The organism is Nostoc sp. MG11 (assembly GCF_014904695.1).
Classification (GTDB): Bacteria; Cyanobacteriota; Cyanobacteriia; order Cyanobacteriales; family Nostocaceae; genus Komarekiella.
In genome coordinates this window covers 104797-119549 of sequence record NZ_JACXXN010000015.1, presented here as the reverse complement: position 1 = coordinate 119549, position 14753 = coordinate 104797, and the positions used below count along the sequence as shown (strand labels likewise).

Below are 14753 nucleotides of genomic sequence, written 5' to 3'. Positions count from 1 at the left end.
AAAGTAGCAGCCCCCACTGAAATTAGGAATAAATCCGCTCATCTCAGGCTGTCTTCACAAAATTCACAAATAGCTCATGCACATTCTGATTTATTCCTATAACTATCATCCAGAACCGATTGGCATTGCTCCCTTAATGACTGAACTAGCAGAAGGGCTGGTTGAGCGGGGTCATGAAGTGCGGGTGATTACAGGAATGCCCAACTATCCTCAGCGCGAAATTTACGATGGGTATCGGGGTAAGTGGTATCTTACTGAACAAAAAAATGGCGTTACTATCCAGCGGAGTTACTTACGGATTAAGTCTAAACCCAACCTTGTGGATCGGCTGCTCCTAGAGTTGAGCTTTGTTTTCGCAAGCTTGCCACAAGCTCTCAAAGGCAAACGACCTGATGTCATTATATTAACCGTTCCACCTCTACTAGTTACAATGCCAGCAACTCTACTTAGCTGGTTATATAACTGTCCAGTAGTGCTAAATGTGCAAGATATCTTACCAGAAGCAGCCGTGCGCGTCGGGCTGCTAAAAAATCAGAAAATGATCCAAGCGCTTGCAGCTCTAGAGAAATTTGCATATCGGACTGCACACACGATTAGTGTCATTACCGATGGGTTTAGTGAGAATTTAGTGAATAAGGGAGTACCTGTTAATAAAATTGTTTGTATTCCTAATTGGGTAAATGTAAATTTCATCCACCCCTTACCCAAAGAAAACAACTCCTGGAGAGCAGCCCATCAACTGGATGGGAAATTTGTGGTACTCTATTCAGGCAATATTGCTCTAACACAAGGTTTAGAGACAGTAATAGAAGCAGCAGTCCGCTTGCGTCAAATTAAAGAAATTGTCTTTGTAATCGTCGGTGAATCAAGAGCATTGCAAAGGTTGCAGAAATATTGTCTATTGAATGGGGCAGATAACGTTTTGCTGCTACCGTTGCAACCACGAGACAAACTACCCCAAATGCTCGCAGCAGCCGATGTGGGATTGATTGTGCAAAAGCGTAATGTGATCTCGTTCAATATGCCTTCCAAAATCCCACTGCTGCTAGCCAGTGGTCGCCCAATTGTGGGTTCAGTTCCCGATACTGGCACTGCTGCTAAAGCAATTCAACTTAGTGGTGGTGGTATAGTTGTTGAGCCAGAATCACCAGATGCTTTGGCAGATGCAGTGCAAGATTTATATACCAATCCGGCTCTAGGGAAGAAGTTAGGTAAAAAAGGAAGACAGTTTGCTGTAGAAAACTATTCCTTGGAGCAGGCACTTGATCGATACGAGGGATTATTCTTTCATGTTGTTGCCAACCAAGCATCAACTTTGGGTATCTTGCCCAAGTTGGATTCTCAAGGATCAGTTGTAGATATTTGAACTGGGGACTGGGGACTGAGAATTGGGGACTGGGAATTGGGGAATAATTACTGAACTCTTGACCCTTGACCCATCACTCATCATTCAGCACTTTCCTAACCTATGTGACTACGGCTATAAAAGAGCAGAAGTCCCAATGTGCTGTAAATAAAACTTTTTCAGATTAGAGTAGATTGCCAAAGTCGAAATCTAAAAAACGAGAAAAACAAGATGTCTAATTCTGAGTTCCCTGAATCCCCCGTTCCGATTGAAACAGAACAGCTGGCTATTATTGATTTCAGTCAGCCTCAACAACAAGAGCCACCGCCAGAGCCAGATAAACCGCCTAAGCCACCTGAAAAGCGGCGTTGGCCTTTAATATTGGGAATCGTCTTGTTGATTACAGGTTTAGGTTTTGGTTGGCGGTTGTGGCAAACTAGCCGTGCTAGTAACGCACCTCCAGGTGATGGGGCTACTGGTAGTAAACCTATGGGAATTCCTGTAAGATTAGCAACTGTGGAAGCTGGAACTATACAGGAAAGTTCGGTATTTGTTGGCACATTAGAGGCTCCACGCTCAGTGGGACTAAAGCCACAGATTGAAGGACGAATTACTCGAATTTTCTTTAAAGAGGGCGATCGCGTCAAGCAAGGACAAGTTGTCATAAGTCTGCAAAGTGATGACGCCGCAGCCCAGCTGCAACAAAGAAAAGCAGCACTAGAACAAGCTCGTGCAAATCTTGCTGAACTCAAAGCAGGTACACGTCCAGAAGAAATTGCTCAAGCAAAAGCTCAGCTAACTCAAGCTAAAGCTCGCCTAAAAGATGCTCAAGCCGGCTCACAACCAGCAGAAATTGCCCAGGCTGAAGCTCAAATTGAGTCAGCTAAATCAGATTTGGAATTAGCAAAATCACGAGCAAAGCGCTACGAACAACTAAGAAAAGAGGGTGCAGTTTCTCAAGATTCCTTAGAAGGATACACCAGAGAACAGCGCAGCGCTGAAGCTGCACTTGTCGCAGCTCAAAAACGCTTAGAACAACTGCGTCAAAGCAGAAGTTCTGATGTCAGCGCCCTCGGTGCGGCCCTTGAACAACAAAGACAAAATTTAAGACAACAAGTGAATGGCCCCCGTTCTGAAGAGATTGCTCAAGCGCGATCGCAAGTAAATCAGGCAGCGGCTCAAGTCCAGGCAGCACAAGTGCAACTACAATATACAAATGTCTTTGCTCCTTTTAGCGGTACTCTCGGTGACATTCCAGTAAAGGTGGGAGAGTATGTGGCCAAAGGAGATCAACTTACCACACTTACCAAAAATGATTCTTTGGAATTGAATATATCCATACCACTCAACGAATCTAAACGGTTACGCTTGGGATTACCAGTACAAATGCTGGATGCTCAAGGCAAACCCACAGCAACGGGTAAGGTGAGTTTCATTTCCCCAGATGCTACTTCCAATTCGCAAACAGTTTTGGCTAAAGCCAACTTTGGCAATTCCAGCAATCAACTGATTAATCGTCAGTCAATAGAAACGAAAGTAATCTGGGAGGAACGCCCTGGAATTTTAATTCCAGTTATAGCAATATCTCGCTTGGGTGGGGAGACTTTTGTGTTTGTGGCTCAAGCGCCAAAACAACCCAAACCTGGAGCGCCGTCCTTGGTGGCTCAGCAAAAACGCGTCCAGTTGGGAGCGATCGAAGGGAATAATTATCAAATTCTTGAAGGATTGAAAGCTGGAGAAAAAATTGTGGTTTCAGGTATTCTTAACCTCACTAATGGCGCTCCTATCACGCTTGCGTCTGAATAAACGAATAACCAATAGCCACAACCCTAACTTTTCTAAACTTCTATCGGCGTTGCACAAAACTGTGACAACACCTAAGCAAACCAAGACAGATAGACCATGTAGAGGCGTTTCAATGCAAAAGACCATGTAGAGACGTTACAATGCAACGTCTCTACAGTCAACGAGAATTGGTCATTTTACCGAAAAGAAATCGGGTTTTTGCGATTACTGAATCGATGCTCTAGGACTCTTGTCGGCAAGGATTAAAGGTGAAAGGGTAAAGAAAAAGTACAATTCCTTTAACCTTTACCCTTTCACCTTTTCCCATACTATTAAATAACGCCAGAATTAAATCTTGTCTAACTTCTTCTAAGTATTTTGACGTGAAGCTTCGGCGCGTCTATTGATTTCCGGCCAGTTGACTACATTCCACCAGTTATTTAAATAGTCAGCACGGCGATTTTGATATCTCAGGTAATAAGCGTGTTCCCATACATCATTACCCATAATTGGAAACAAGCCTTCTGTAATTGGGCTATCTTGATTTGGTGTACTGGTGATTTGCAACTGACCTTGAGGATTACGCACTAACCAAACCCAACCACTACCAAAGCGATCGCCTCCCGCTTGATTAAACTGTTTTTTAAATGCATCAAAACTGCCAAAGCTTTGGTTAATTTCTTGGGCAATGTCTCCTGTTGGTTGTCCACCACCTTGAGGACTCATAATTTGCCAAAAAATCGTATGATTAAGATGACCGCCACCATTGTTACGTACCGTTGTCCGAATATCTTCAGGAACGCTATTCAAATCGCGCAGCAAAGATTCCACGCTGCTATTTTGTAGTTGCGGATATTTTTTTAAGGCATTGTTGAGGTTATTGACATAAGCTGCATGATGTTTATCATGATGCAGTTTCATAGTTTCTGCATCAATGGCTTTCTCTAATGCGTTATAAGCATAAGGCAATGGCGGTAACTGAGCAGGATTTGCACTGAGTTGCCTATTAAGAACAGCTACGGAACGTGTGTTTGTTACAGGTGCAGTAGTTTGTACAGGAGTTGCTGGAGTGGTTGAAGGCGACTCTGTTACCTGTTGAGGTTGACAAGCAAATAGAGTAGATACTAGTAAAATTACTGTGAAAAACCAAACAACAGGTTGCCAGAAAAATGATTTCATCAACTATTCCTACTGAAAAGAGTGTTTTTTTATATTACATTTTCTTTAGGCAATTTGTGCCACAATCCTTAAAAGGATTGAGTTGATGATTGTCAGGCAAATTGAACCCAGCAAAGCACTCCAAAAGCCATAACGCAATCTAAAACCAGGTACTAAAGCTGCTGCTAAACCAAAGATTATGGCATTCAAAACAAAGAAAAATAACCCTAATGTAATAATAATAAATGGTAAGGTAAACAAGGTGAGAATTGGTAAAAGAATAGCATTCAAGATACCAAAAACTATAGCGGAAATTGCTGCTTTAGCAAAACTGTCTATTTCAATTCCTAAAAATGGCAGTCTAGAAATAATTAAGAAGCTAACAGCAGTAACTAACCAGGTAAGAATTAGACCTATCATAATTATTCCTCTCTTTTTGAAGCTATAATCACCTGTCTGATCACAAATTGCATCTATATATAGATATAGTATTAAAAGTAAATGTGATTAAAAAATGACTGTTATTCATCAGGAGTCAAAAAATAGGGAGTGGGAGTAATTTTTGATTTTTCACATCCCTGTGCTGATTCCCTTATTTTGACTGCGATCGCTAACTAGATAATGGTTTTGCAATGTGCTATTGCAGTTGGGGACTTTGTAGAAATTGGCGAGTTTATGGGAACAGTAGAGTGATTAAATGCTCGCAGTACTTATATCCGTACTTTAGATGACATAGTAGTAATTGTGCCTAATTCGCGTTTATTAAATACAGAAGTAGTGAATTGGAACCATCAGAGTTTAGCATCTCGTCTAGTATTACCTGTGCGTGTGGCTTATGATGTAAATATCAATATTATACGTTCTGCATTATTAAAAGTAGCACGTGAAAATCATGATGTATTAAAAAAACCAATACCTCTTGTTTGGTTTCAAGGGTATGGTGAGGATTTTTTAAATTTTCAGTCATTAGTTTGGATTTCCAAACCCCGGAAGCAGTTTCAAATTAAGAGCGATTTATATTTTCATATTGATAAAATCCTGCGACAAGAGAATATTTATATTCCCTTTCCCCAACGCTCTCTAAATTTGCGTTCTGGAAGCTTACCATTGGAACTTTCACCTAAACTAGAAAATTCCTTATTTCAACTTTCCGAAAGTATGATCGCTTTGTTAAAAAGTCAGTTGCAGACAAAAAACTCAAGTGGTGCTAATAATCAAGTTGCAAAATCTCAAGATGAAAAATATAATTTAGAGTAGTTTTAGAGTTTTTTCATTTGAAAATCCACATCACGAACCTCTTGATTTGACCGAAAAGTACTATAGCAATTTACTTTCTTGCACTAATTAATTAGGTTTATTATCAAAACTTTTGGAAACCCAAAAAAATTTCTATTTCTTAAAGGACTATAATCACAACAATTAATTGATGCTTTTGTAGAAACAGTGGAAGTATTTACTGCACACTGAAGATAATTGTCGTTAGAAAAAAAAACGGCAATTTCTACAGAGTGATTGATGTAAATTATTTAGCTTGTTATTCTGATGAAACAGACTACGCTTATGAAAAATAACTATCCCTGCCAAAAGATTTTTGATTAATGTTTGTATTGTCATCGTTAATCAGAGCAGCAAAAAGTGAGATGCTCCCAAAACAAAGATTATCAGGACTAAAGTCCCGACTACAAACTTTAATTTATTTACACACTTAGTTAAGAAAAGTTAGTAGAATTATGCCAAGGTTGCCAAGCTTGCTGTTTAACATTTACCTCACCACTAATAACAGAAGCATCCCAACGAGTAATATCGCCTTCACGCCAAAACTGCAAATCGACAAGTGCATTTTTAATTTCAACCTGACGCAGGGTAATATTAGGCAACCATTGTGGTAAATGTGGATCAACATAAAGCTGCCCATTGGGAGCATCTGCTTGTAAACCCAGTTTATTCTGGATGCTTTATTTGTATCAGATTTTTCGTGAGATGGTATAACTGCTTAACTTACGCAACAAAGTCGAAGGCATAACCTTTCCTGCTTTGATCGACAGCACCACCTGCATCATGTCGTACCAATGCGCCATCAGGAACAGAAAGGTTTTGTTGTGTTGCCCAAACTAGGAAAAGTTGAGAGAACTTTTGGTTGAATCATACCGTACTAGTAACTCCTGGGGGCTACTGGTATTTGTTTCTGATGAGATGATTGCACTTAAGCCAGGACTTAAAAAAAGCTCATTAATGGAGACTTTGCCGTCTTGATCACGATCTAAGGTATTAAATAGTTTGAAAAACAATCTCAATAAATCTCTAGTAAAAAATGCACTTTTCTGCATACGCTGTTGAGTTTTTCTCCGATAAGCTATTGAAGTAAATACGAATAGCTACCTTAACAAACCAGCGTTCGCCAGGGTAAGATTGGGCAAGAATCAGAAACATAAAATTTCTTGTATTATTTGCTGCACGCTCATCTAAAAGTGAAATTATTTAGTTACAAGATTTGCACAAATATCTTTATTTAACACAGGCTGTATTTACCTCATGGTCAGTAGTTAACCCGCAATTGATAACGTAGGAGCATCAAAATTATGGTTGAAGTTGGTCTAAATAAGTTAGCAAAGAACCAAATACAATTAGAGTCTCAAAACTTCAAACCCCAAAAAATATTGGTTGTTGATGACCACCAAATGGTTTTAACTGGAACCCTTGATGTACTGAAGCGAAAATATCCAGACACGGAATTTCTTCAGGTAAAAACAGCACGAGATGCTTTAGAAAAAATAGCTCAACTGCAAGCAATACAGGAAGATATGGAGCAGTCAAAAGCAGCTTTGAATTTGATTGTGGTGGATTTATCGATTCCTGCGAGTGAGGGAATTACTGCGACTACTGATACTGGAATTGAACTGATCAAGCAGCTACTCAAACAATATCCAGAGCAAAATTTTTTGGTACAAAGCAGTTATGTCAAAGCTTTGGTGCGGATCAAACATGAAATCGACAACCATCAGGGGGGATTTGCGATCGCAGATAAAAATTTGCCTGAATTAGAAATGTTAATCCGCACGAGTTTAGCACTCCAAGGTGGAACTCATACTAAAGATATTAAAACAGCAATTGAACTGAAACCAGAATGGCTGCAAGTTTTGCGTCTGGCATTTGACGAAGGATTGATGGATAAACCGATTGCCGACCGAATGTATAAATCGGAACGTGCTATTCGCAATTACTGGACGAAAATCCAGGATGTACTTGGTGTGTACCCGGAAGACTGTAAGGAAGGTGGAAAAAGTTTGAGAATTCAAACAGAAATCCGAGCGCGTGAAGCAGGATTAATTGATTAGGAGATGGGAGTAAATGCGTAGAGAGTGGGATAAAGTTACTACAGAATTAAAGATATGGCGCTATGCAGCACTACCAGGAATTATCGTGTTGATACTGGTTATCCTCGCTCGTGTATCTGGTTCGCTACAAGTTCTAGAATGGATGTTATTAGATACATTTTTACGTCTACGTCCGCCCGAACCTGTTGATGAACATGTAGTAATTGTTGGTATCGATGAATATGATATTGCTAAAGCCGGAGGATATCCTATACCCGATGGTAAAATTGCAGATTTACTAAACAAGCTAGAAACTTACAAACCTCGTGCGATCGGACTCGACCTTTTCAAAAATGTTCCTGTTGAACCAGGTCATAATCAACTCGTGAAAACTTTTCAAGATAATCCCAATATATTTGGTATTGAAAAAAATCAGAAACCTAAAATTCCAGCACCTAATTTTATGACTCAAGAAAGGACTGGAATAGTAGATATCCACAGCGATAATGATGGGAAAAATAGACGCTACATTTTATGGACGCCAAATTCCAACAATTTTCAAGAAGACCGTTTTTCTCTAGGATTTAAACTTGCTCAATTTTATCTAACATCAAAAGGAATTAATGATGAGGATGGTGAAAAAGACCAAGATACAATAAGGTTTGGTAATACTGAATTACCCCGTGTAATACCAAACTTTGGTGGATATGTTGATAAAGAAATTACAGGTGAGCTACAAATATTAATCAATTTTCGGCACAGAAATCAGCCATTTCGCGTCTTCTCACTTAATGATATTAAAACAGGTCAGACTCAAGAAGGTAAGATTGACCCTAATTGGTTACGTGACAAGATTATTATTGTTGGTAATTTATCTCCCAGTGTCGGAGATAATTTGTATACATTAGCAATTCCTGGAAGGAAAATAACTGGTCAAATATATGGAGTTGAGTACCACGCACACGCAACTAGCCAAATTGTTAATGCTGTTTTAAACAATCGCCCGATGTTGAAGTCTTGGTCAGAACTTTGGGAATATATATGGATAATAATTTTGGGAATTATTCCGATCGCAATTGGACGCTTTACCCAATCTATTACAAAAAATCTGTTGGGTGTGACAGTAGTGGGTTTAGGCGTTGCTGGTAGTGGTTATATCAGTTTGCTATTGTGGGGAGTTTGGGTTCCCGTAGTTCCTAACTTGCTAATTTTGGCAATGAATGGCGTGGGATTAAGTGCATTCGCATTTTTTCAGCATGATAAACTGTTGCGTGAAAAAAATGACCAACAAAAGCGCACAATTGAATATACATTTAATCTGATTCACAATGGGCCATTGCAAACCCTTGCCAACGGATTACAACAATTAAGAAAGCAGAATTTACCCAACGAACAATTAATTTACCAGTTTGAAAAGCTCAATTCTGAGATTCGTGAAATTGGCGAGTATTTAAGGGTAGAAGCACTGACAAATCATGACAGTTTAAGGCTAGGAAGTGGATTAAAAATAGATTTAAATCGTCAGATACACGATTTATTTTACGAAGTATATTCCAGCACTCTCGAACGCAACGATCTAGAATATTTAAAAACTCTTAAAATAAAAACACGCACATTTGAGCCAATTAATGATAAATACTTAAGTATGGAACTCAAGAGGGAACTATGCTTATTTTTAGAAGAAAGTTTGTGTAATGTGGGTAAACATGCACGAGGAGTAAAATGTATAGAAGCATCTGGGACTTGCGTAGACGGTGAATACTCGCTTTGTATCAAAGATGATGGCTCTGGGTTAACTGCACTCAGCGAAAACAAGGGTACAAAACAGTCTCAAAACCTTGCCAGAAAATTGAATGGCAGGTTTAAACGCGAGACTGTGAAACCACGAGGTACAGTGTGTGAATTGATCTGGAAATTAAATACAAACTTCCAGCAAATAAATTTTCAAAAACCTGATTTTAAATCTCGGCTTTTAAAAAGTTTTCATGTTCCTTAGCTCGATAATTAACCAATATTAGTAAACAAAAAACTAAGAAATACCTATGAAACTTCGTAATTTTTCGTTGTTTCAATCGTTGTCTGCAAAAACTAACCAACGCAGACTGGTAAGTATTTTTACTTTGAGCTTGTTTCTGTTTGTTATACCAGAAGCGATCGCCAAATTTAAACCTCGCACTCGCAAACCTCCTAAAGAATACTCCCTTGGTGGTGGTTCACGAGGATGTCCTGGTGATGTCGGAATTCCTCTGACTTTACTAGCACCGCAGACTTATGTGGGTGAAACTGCATCCAAGCGTCCTACATTTGCATGGTTTATGTCAACAGCACGTACCGTTGATTTCATGTTGTTTGAGGTGAAACCAAATCAAAATCCGCAGGTAGTAGTGAAAATGGAAGAATTAAATTCATCACCAGGAGTGAATAAATTTGTAGTTCCTTCCACGCAACCGGAACTTACGATGGGAAAAGCGTATTTCTGGCAAATTTCGATGCTTTGTCCCAATGGTTTAGCTTATGAACGTGCAGAGTTTGAAGTTATGAACATACCTTTAGCACTCAAAGAAAGCATTAAACCTGCTAATAATTCAACTAAAAAAGTTACCCATCTGGCAGAGCAGGGACTTTGGTATGATGCGTTTGCGGAAGCACTTAAATATTCCAGTCAAGGCAAATTAGGAGAATTAGGTTCTAATTTAATTCAGGAACTAATTGAGCATGAAAATACAGGAAATAAACCCAATGATAGCGAAAAAATTAATAGTCGTATCAAGAATTTGCAATTGATTTATCATCAAAAGAATTGATAGCAATCACATTATTTGTAGAGAGACGTTGCATTGCAACGTCTCTACATAATTAAACCCAATTACCAATCAAAATAAACGGCGACCAAAAAGCCGGACTTGCAAACTCCGATTGCTCTCCAGTTAACTTTATCATCTTAATTTGTGCTTGACGTAAAGCTTCAACTTTCGTCATCCCTGGCTTTTTCAAATTACGATAAAATTCCTCGACTAAAAGCGCTGTTGATTTATCTTGGACTGACCATAATGAAGCTACTGCACTTTTAACACCAACTTGTAATGCAACTCCAGCTAAACCCAATGTAGCGCGATCGTCTCCAAGTGCTGTTTGACAGGCTGTGAGTACTAACAACTCTAATGCATTTTCTTGACCACGAACGTTACTTAAAGCAGCTTCGAGTTCGTTAATTGTAAGTTTGCTGTTATTTCCAGTGACAATAAATGTATCTTCAGGAATTGTGCCAAATTGCGCGTGACTGACTATATGAACAATAGGGAAAATGTTTTTGTTACCTAGTTCTGTTCTCAAAGTTTCTGAAGCAAATTTTGTATCAATAAAAAATCTGCTATTGGGAAAAACTTGTTTAACAGCTTCGATTTCTTTATCAGCATAATCTAATGCTCCAAACTCTTGCTTATCTATAATTGCTGCTTTCGTTAAACCCAAGATTAGAGCTTTTTCTAGGTGGCGATCGCTCGATTTTGGTGCAGTCAAGCGGATACTAGGAGTCGTTCCAACTGCGTATTGTTGTATTAAATATTCTTGTGTTTTAGCATCGTAAAGTGCAGCCATTGGAATGCTACGGAGAAAGCCATCTTGAACAAAGACTAATGTTTTGATTTTTGCTGCTTTTAAATCTTTTACAAAAGGACGAATTATTAAATCGTAGAGTTGAATTGCTAAAGTGCGATCATAGCCATCAGGACGACCTTGACCCAAGATTAGCGACTTTTGAAATGCTTTAATCTGCTTTTGTAATTCTGATTTTTGGAGGATTTTATTATCTGCTTGCACCCAATAAATCAGCGTTTCTCCTGATTGATTTACCTTTGGCGGTAAGGTGAGCAACAGTGCTATCTTATCATCAAAAATAATTGAACTCAAAACTGCGGTGTTATTATCTACTATTTCATCTACTCTCTTCGGATTGAGTACATTAACAATACAATCACCACCAAAATAGTTTTGTAATTCTGCCAACTTTAGAGAATCAATTGTTTCTAAAGCATCCGATACGCCAGATTTTGAGCTATCTGACTTTACCGATGCTTGCAATATTTGCTGAAGCTGAAATTCTGCTAGTTCGCGGTACAAAGGTTGAACAACATCACGAAAGTCAAATTGAACATCGCGTGTACTTGTAACAATGTCACTGCGAATTGTTTCTAAAATTTTAAATGCTCTTTGGTATGCTTCTAGTGATTCTTTTTCTTGATTCTGTTTTTTCAATATTCTTCCTGCTTGCCATTCCCACAAATACAAGCCATCTTTTGCTGCTAATTTTTGGTCTGCTGCTATCAGTGCTTGCTGAGTATACTTGAGTGCTTGTAATTCATCACCTCGACATTCCCAGAAATGTCCTAATGCACCGTAAGTATATGATTCAACACGAGAATTTTGAATTTTTTTACTGACAATAATTGCTTTATTTAAAATATCAATAGCTTCTGTATTTGATAGTTTACCTAATTCACCTGTTTTCGAGCATTGGGTGATGGGAGAAGTAATTTTGAAATCACTTGGTAACATAGCTAAATCAATTGCTCCGTAGGCTTTTGTGGAAGAATCGGGAACTCGATCGATTAAACTTATAGCTTCTTGAATTTTACTATTTATTGCTGCATTGGGTATAATATTTAAATCATGGCTTTTATAACTAACTTGAATTGTGTTGAGTAAAGCTTGCAGTTGACTAAGAGAATTATTTTGTTTGCGTGCCAATTCCAGACTAATCTTAAAATATTTGATTGCTTGAGTAAAATTTACTATAGCATTTTGTTGAAATTCTTCTGCTTTGTTACCATTAGTTTGTTCTGCGGACTTTGCCCGAATATACCAAAGTTGTCCTAGATTTACATGGACATTTCCTAAACTGTTATTAATGAGAATTGCGTATCCTGAATCTTTAACTTTTGCTGCATCTTCTAAATATTGAATTGCTAAATCATAATTACCCACTAAACGCAGTGCTTCACCCAAAATACCTAATGCTGCAACTTCTGTACGACTATCTTTATTTGTCAAAGCAATTTGTAATGCACTATTGCTTTCACAGGGTTGTTTTGTATCTGACTTAATATCAAATTTATTACTGCACAATAAGGAAATTGCTTTTCTGGCTTGTCCTTGGTTGTTGTATGTCTGCGCTAGATCCGTCAGCATTCGTCCTACCTGACGCAAATCCTTTGCCTCACTATAGTAGGTTATGGCTTCATTAAAGAATGCGATCGCCTCTTTTGTATCACCCAATTGCTGATATGCTCTAGCAAGATTTTCACTGACAACTGCTGCATTCTTGGCATTGTTAGCTTTTTTATAAGCATCTAAAGCTTTCTGCCAAGTCTCTATAGCACCCCAGATATCTCCTGCTTCATAACTTTTAACACCTTGTTCCACTTGTTGGCTAATATCAGTATTTTGTGATGTTACGATATTTGCCATCAAAGGTGCATGGTTCAACCAGGTAAAAAATATCAAGCTGCACAAGAAGAGAAATCCGAGAAATCGGCGCTTGTTCAATTGGCGATCGCGATTTGACACAGCTTAACTCCTGCAAAATCCGGATGTAATCGGTGTTGTTATAAGTGAATGGAAAAATTACGAACCCCAAATTTATAACGTTGAGTAGTTATTGAGATTGTTACAGGAATTACTTTTATTTGTAAAATAGTCTTAATATTTCTGTAATACAAATAGCGATTCAAAAGTAAATCTCTTAATTTATTTGGTTGCTTGATTACCAATAATTGGTTGAGTCTTAAACAATTGTGCAGTATTGCTGAATTGAGGTATTAATTTGAATGTAGAGACATTAAATATAACGCCTCTATAAGGATTTTGGTATTAGGTAAAATCCTGCATCATACATGGAATCAGCAACGTAATCAAATCTGCTCTGCTGAGAATAAACTACTTAGTCATCCTGTACATCCAGCATCAGAACGCATTTGCATAATCTTATCACGTATTTTGATGTACTCACTATCTTGGGGCGAAAGTGAACCCTGATTGATTAGATCTTGTAAAGCAGCAAAATATACTGTTGCAGTAGTGCAAGCGTTACTTTTAGCTCCATTGCAAGAAATCTCATTGTCCAACTTTTCAAAACTAGGCAATAAATCACACATGGCAATCTTATTACTTCCAGCTAGTGCTAAATTTAGCTGAATGGTATACAAGTATTCTTGAACTCGTGGATCTAGTGCATAAGCATTACTGGATGCAAGGGTTAACGAACCGACGAATGTAGTAATGATTAATGCAATTTTGGTGAATTTTTTACGCATTGGTATGTCTTTGAAAAGTTGTACATTTATCAGTAACTTAGGGGTCTAGCTACTACGCATTTCAGACCTATCATAGTTGCGTAGATAAGAGTGATGCCTCTGGCAAGCATTTCAGATGCTAGGATTTACAGATATGATCGCTTTTGGATACATAAATGAATTATCGTTTTGGCAGCTAATAGCAAGTAAAATCAGCGTAGGTTTCTTGCAGAATTTCTCAACATAATTTAGTATCTCAAAATGTCTCATTGCTATTACGCAAATAGCTATCTGCAAGTAGCGTATCTCCATTTTCTTAATCTGCAACCTATGTTCGCATCACTGCCCAATCTGAGAACATTTTTGAGCTACTAAAAAGCTTATTGGAGAATAGGGCGGAGCTACACCGTAACCAATCCTAGAAGCCGCATTGGAAAGTTCCTCTGCAAATGAGTAAGCCATACGTGCAGAGCGACAGTATTGATATGGCTGACTTAAAGCAAATGAATCAATCTGTCCTATATAACCCTGCACTACTGAGTACTGGACTGAAGCAAAGGGGCTTTTCTGTTCCAAAATCTCTAGATAGTCTCGTCCCGCTTTATTCATACTCCGAAAAGTAGAAGTTAAGTCAACTACTACCTGTGCATTACTCGGCTTGATATAGAGACACAGAATAGTCATAGCAGTTGCTAAATTTACAAGCATTAGTAAAAAACGACGTAATGACATTTTTATTCTCCTTGAGGCTGTAAAATCTCGGTTGTAGCAGCTTGATTAACTGTTGATCTGCGATAAATTTAATTACAAGTTGGTTACAAGCTTGATTCAACAGATCAACTATATCTAGATGAGACTTGG

Annotated in this window: 13 protein-coding genes and 2 pseudogenes; 7 read left to right on the top strand and 8 right to left on the bottom strand. The window is 38.3% G+C overall.

What is annotated here, in order from left to right; all coding sequences use genetic code 11:
• Positions 1-76 precede the first annotated feature (76 nt).
• Together HCR01_RS21040 and HCR01_RS21035 are read left to right on the top strand one after the other, a co-directional pair.
• Positions 77-1366: a glycosyltransferase family 4 protein gene (locus HCR01_RS21040; RefSeq protein ID WP_193198011.1), complete on the top strand. Its 1290-nt coding sequence runs from the start codon at positions 77-79 to the stop codon at positions 1364-1366.
• Between the two features lie 210 nt (positions 1367-1576).
• On the top strand, positions 1577-3151 hold the full coding sequence (locus tag HCR01_RS21035) for an efflux RND transporter periplasmic adaptor subunit (RefSeq protein WP_193198010.1): 1575 nt from the start codon (positions 1577-1579) through the stop codon (positions 3149-3151).
• A 348-nt stretch (positions 3152-3499) separates the two neighbouring features.
• Here the strand turns inward: HCR01_RS21035 and HCR01_RS21030 are convergent, their stop codons facing one another.
• Positions 3500-4309 carry a superoxide dismutase gene (locus HCR01_RS21030; RefSeq protein ID WP_193198009.1) on the bottom strand — a complete coding sequence of 270 codons (810 nt, stop codon included), beginning with the start codon at positions 4307-4309 and terminating at the stop codon, positions 3500-3502.
• A gap of 45 nt (positions 4310-4354) precedes the next feature.
• Positions 4355-4708, bottom strand: coding sequence for a phage holin family protein (locus tag HCR01_RS21025; RefSeq protein WP_193198008.1), 354 nt, complete (start codon positions 4706-4708; stop codon positions 4355-4357).
• 288 nt (positions 4709-4996) lie between these two features.
• On the opposite strand from HCR01_RS21025, the pseudogene HCR01_RS40825 reads away from it, so the two are divergent.
• Positions 4997-5068, top strand: a pseudogene (locus HCR01_RS40825) (hypothetical protein); the annotation flags it as partial.
• Positions 5066-5545, top strand: coding sequence for a mechanosensitive ion channel family protein (locus HCR01_RS21020; protein WP_413773958.1), 480 nt, complete (start codon positions 5066-5068; stop codon positions 5543-5545). The pseudogene HCR01_RS40825 and the gene HCR01_RS21020, both read left to right, overlap by 3 nt.
• Before the next feature lie 452 nt (positions 5546-5997).
• Here HCR01_RS21020 and HCR01_RS21015 read toward each other — a convergent pair whose 3' ends face one another.
• The 3 genes and pseudogenes from HCR01_RS21015 to HCR01_RS38935 form a co-directional block, all read right to left on the bottom strand.
• On the bottom strand, positions 5998-6165 hold the full coding sequence (locus HCR01_RS21015) for a hypothetical protein (RefSeq protein ID WP_226889508.1): 168 nt from the start codon (positions 6163-6165) through the stop codon (positions 5998-6000).
• 87 nt (positions 6166-6252) lie between these two features.
• Entirely contained in the window at positions 6253-6366 is a 114-nt protein-coding gene (locus tag HCR01_RS40820) for a Tn3 family transposase (protein WP_193198007.1), read from the bottom strand.
• A gap of 60 nt (positions 6367-6426) precedes the next feature.
• Positions 6427-6615 (bottom strand): annotated as a pseudogene (locus HCR01_RS38935) (hypothetical protein); the annotation flags it as partial.
• A gap of 252 nt (positions 6616-6867) precedes the next feature.
• On the opposite strand from HCR01_RS38935, the gene HCR01_RS21005 reads away from it, so the two are divergent.
• From HCR01_RS21005 to HCR01_RS20995, 3 genes are read left to right on the top strand one after another with little or no spacing between them, the layout of a single operon-like run.
• Complete coding sequence (locus HCR01_RS21005; protein WP_193198006.1) at positions 6868-7623, top strand: response regulator transcription factor; 756 nt, start codon at positions 6868-6870, stop codon at positions 7621-7623.
• Between the two features lie 13 nt (positions 7624-7636).
• Positions 7637-9598: a CHASE2 domain-containing protein gene (locus tag HCR01_RS21000; RefSeq protein WP_193198005.1), complete on the top strand. Its 1962-nt coding sequence runs from the start codon at positions 7637-7639 to the stop codon at positions 9596-9598.
• 46 nt (positions 9599-9644) lie between these two features.
• Complete coding sequence (locus tag HCR01_RS20995) at positions 9645-10406, top strand: DUF928 domain-containing protein (RefSeq protein ID WP_193198004.1); 762 nt, start codon at positions 9645-9647, stop codon at positions 10404-10406.
• A gap of 52 nt (positions 10407-10458) precedes the next feature.
• On the opposite strand, the gene HCR01_RS20990 is transcribed toward HCR01_RS20995, so the two are convergent.
• From HCR01_RS20990 to HCR01_RS20980, 3 genes are all read right to left on the bottom strand, one after another.
• Positions 10459-13167, bottom strand: coding sequence for a CHAT domain-containing protein (locus HCR01_RS20990; RefSeq protein WP_320073147.1), 2709 nt, complete (start codon positions 13165-13167; stop codon positions 10459-10461).
• Between the two features lie 377 nt (positions 13168-13544).
• On the bottom strand, positions 13545-13913 hold the full coding sequence (locus HCR01_RS20985) for a hypothetical protein (protein ID WP_193198003.1): 369 nt from the start codon (positions 13911-13913) through the stop codon (positions 13545-13547).
• 318 nt (positions 13914-14231) lie between these two features.
• Complete coding sequence (locus HCR01_RS20980; RefSeq protein WP_193198002.1) at positions 14232-14624, bottom strand: hypothetical protein; 393 nt, start codon at positions 14622-14624, stop codon at positions 14232-14234.
• Positions 14625-14753 lie beyond the last annotated feature (129 nt).

Coding starts and splice junctions, on each gene's coding strand:
- HCR01_RS21040 (WP_193198011.1), top strand. CDS start 77: ATGCACATTCTGATTTATTCCTATAACTATCATCCAGAACCGATTGGC.
- HCR01_RS21035 (WP_193198010.1), top strand. CDS start 1,577: ATGTCTAATTCTGAGTTCCCTGAATCCCCCGTTCCGATTGAAACAGAA.
- HCR01_RS21030 (WP_193198009.1), bottom strand. CDS start 4,309: ATGAAATCATTTTTCTGGCAACCTGTTGTTTGGTTTTTCACAGTAATT.
- HCR01_RS21025 (WP_193198008.1), bottom strand. CDS start 4,708: ATGATAGGTCTAATTCTTACCTGGTTAGTTACTGCTGTTAGCTTCTTA.
- HCR01_RS40820 (WP_193198007.1), bottom strand. CDS start 6,366: ATGGCGCATTGGTACGACATGATGCAGGTGGTGCTGTCGATCAAAGCA.
- HCR01_RS21005 (WP_193198006.1), top strand. CDS start 6,868: ATGGTTGAAGTTGGTCTAAATAAGTTAGCAAAGAACCAAATACAATTA.
- HCR01_RS21000 (WP_193198005.1), top strand. CDS start 7,637: ATGCGTAGAGAGTGGGATAAAGTTACTACAGAATTAAAGATATGGCGC.
- HCR01_RS20995 (WP_193198004.1), top strand. CDS start 9,645: ATGAAACTTCGTAATTTTTCGTTGTTTCAATCGTTGTCTGCAAAAACT.
- HCR01_RS20985 (WP_193198003.1), bottom strand. CDS start 13,913: ATGCGTAAAAAATTCACCAAAATTGCATTAATCATTACTACATTCGTC.
- HCR01_RS20980 (WP_193198002.1), bottom strand. CDS start 14,624: ATGTCATTACGTCGTTTTTTACTAATGCTTGTAAATTTAGCAACTGCT.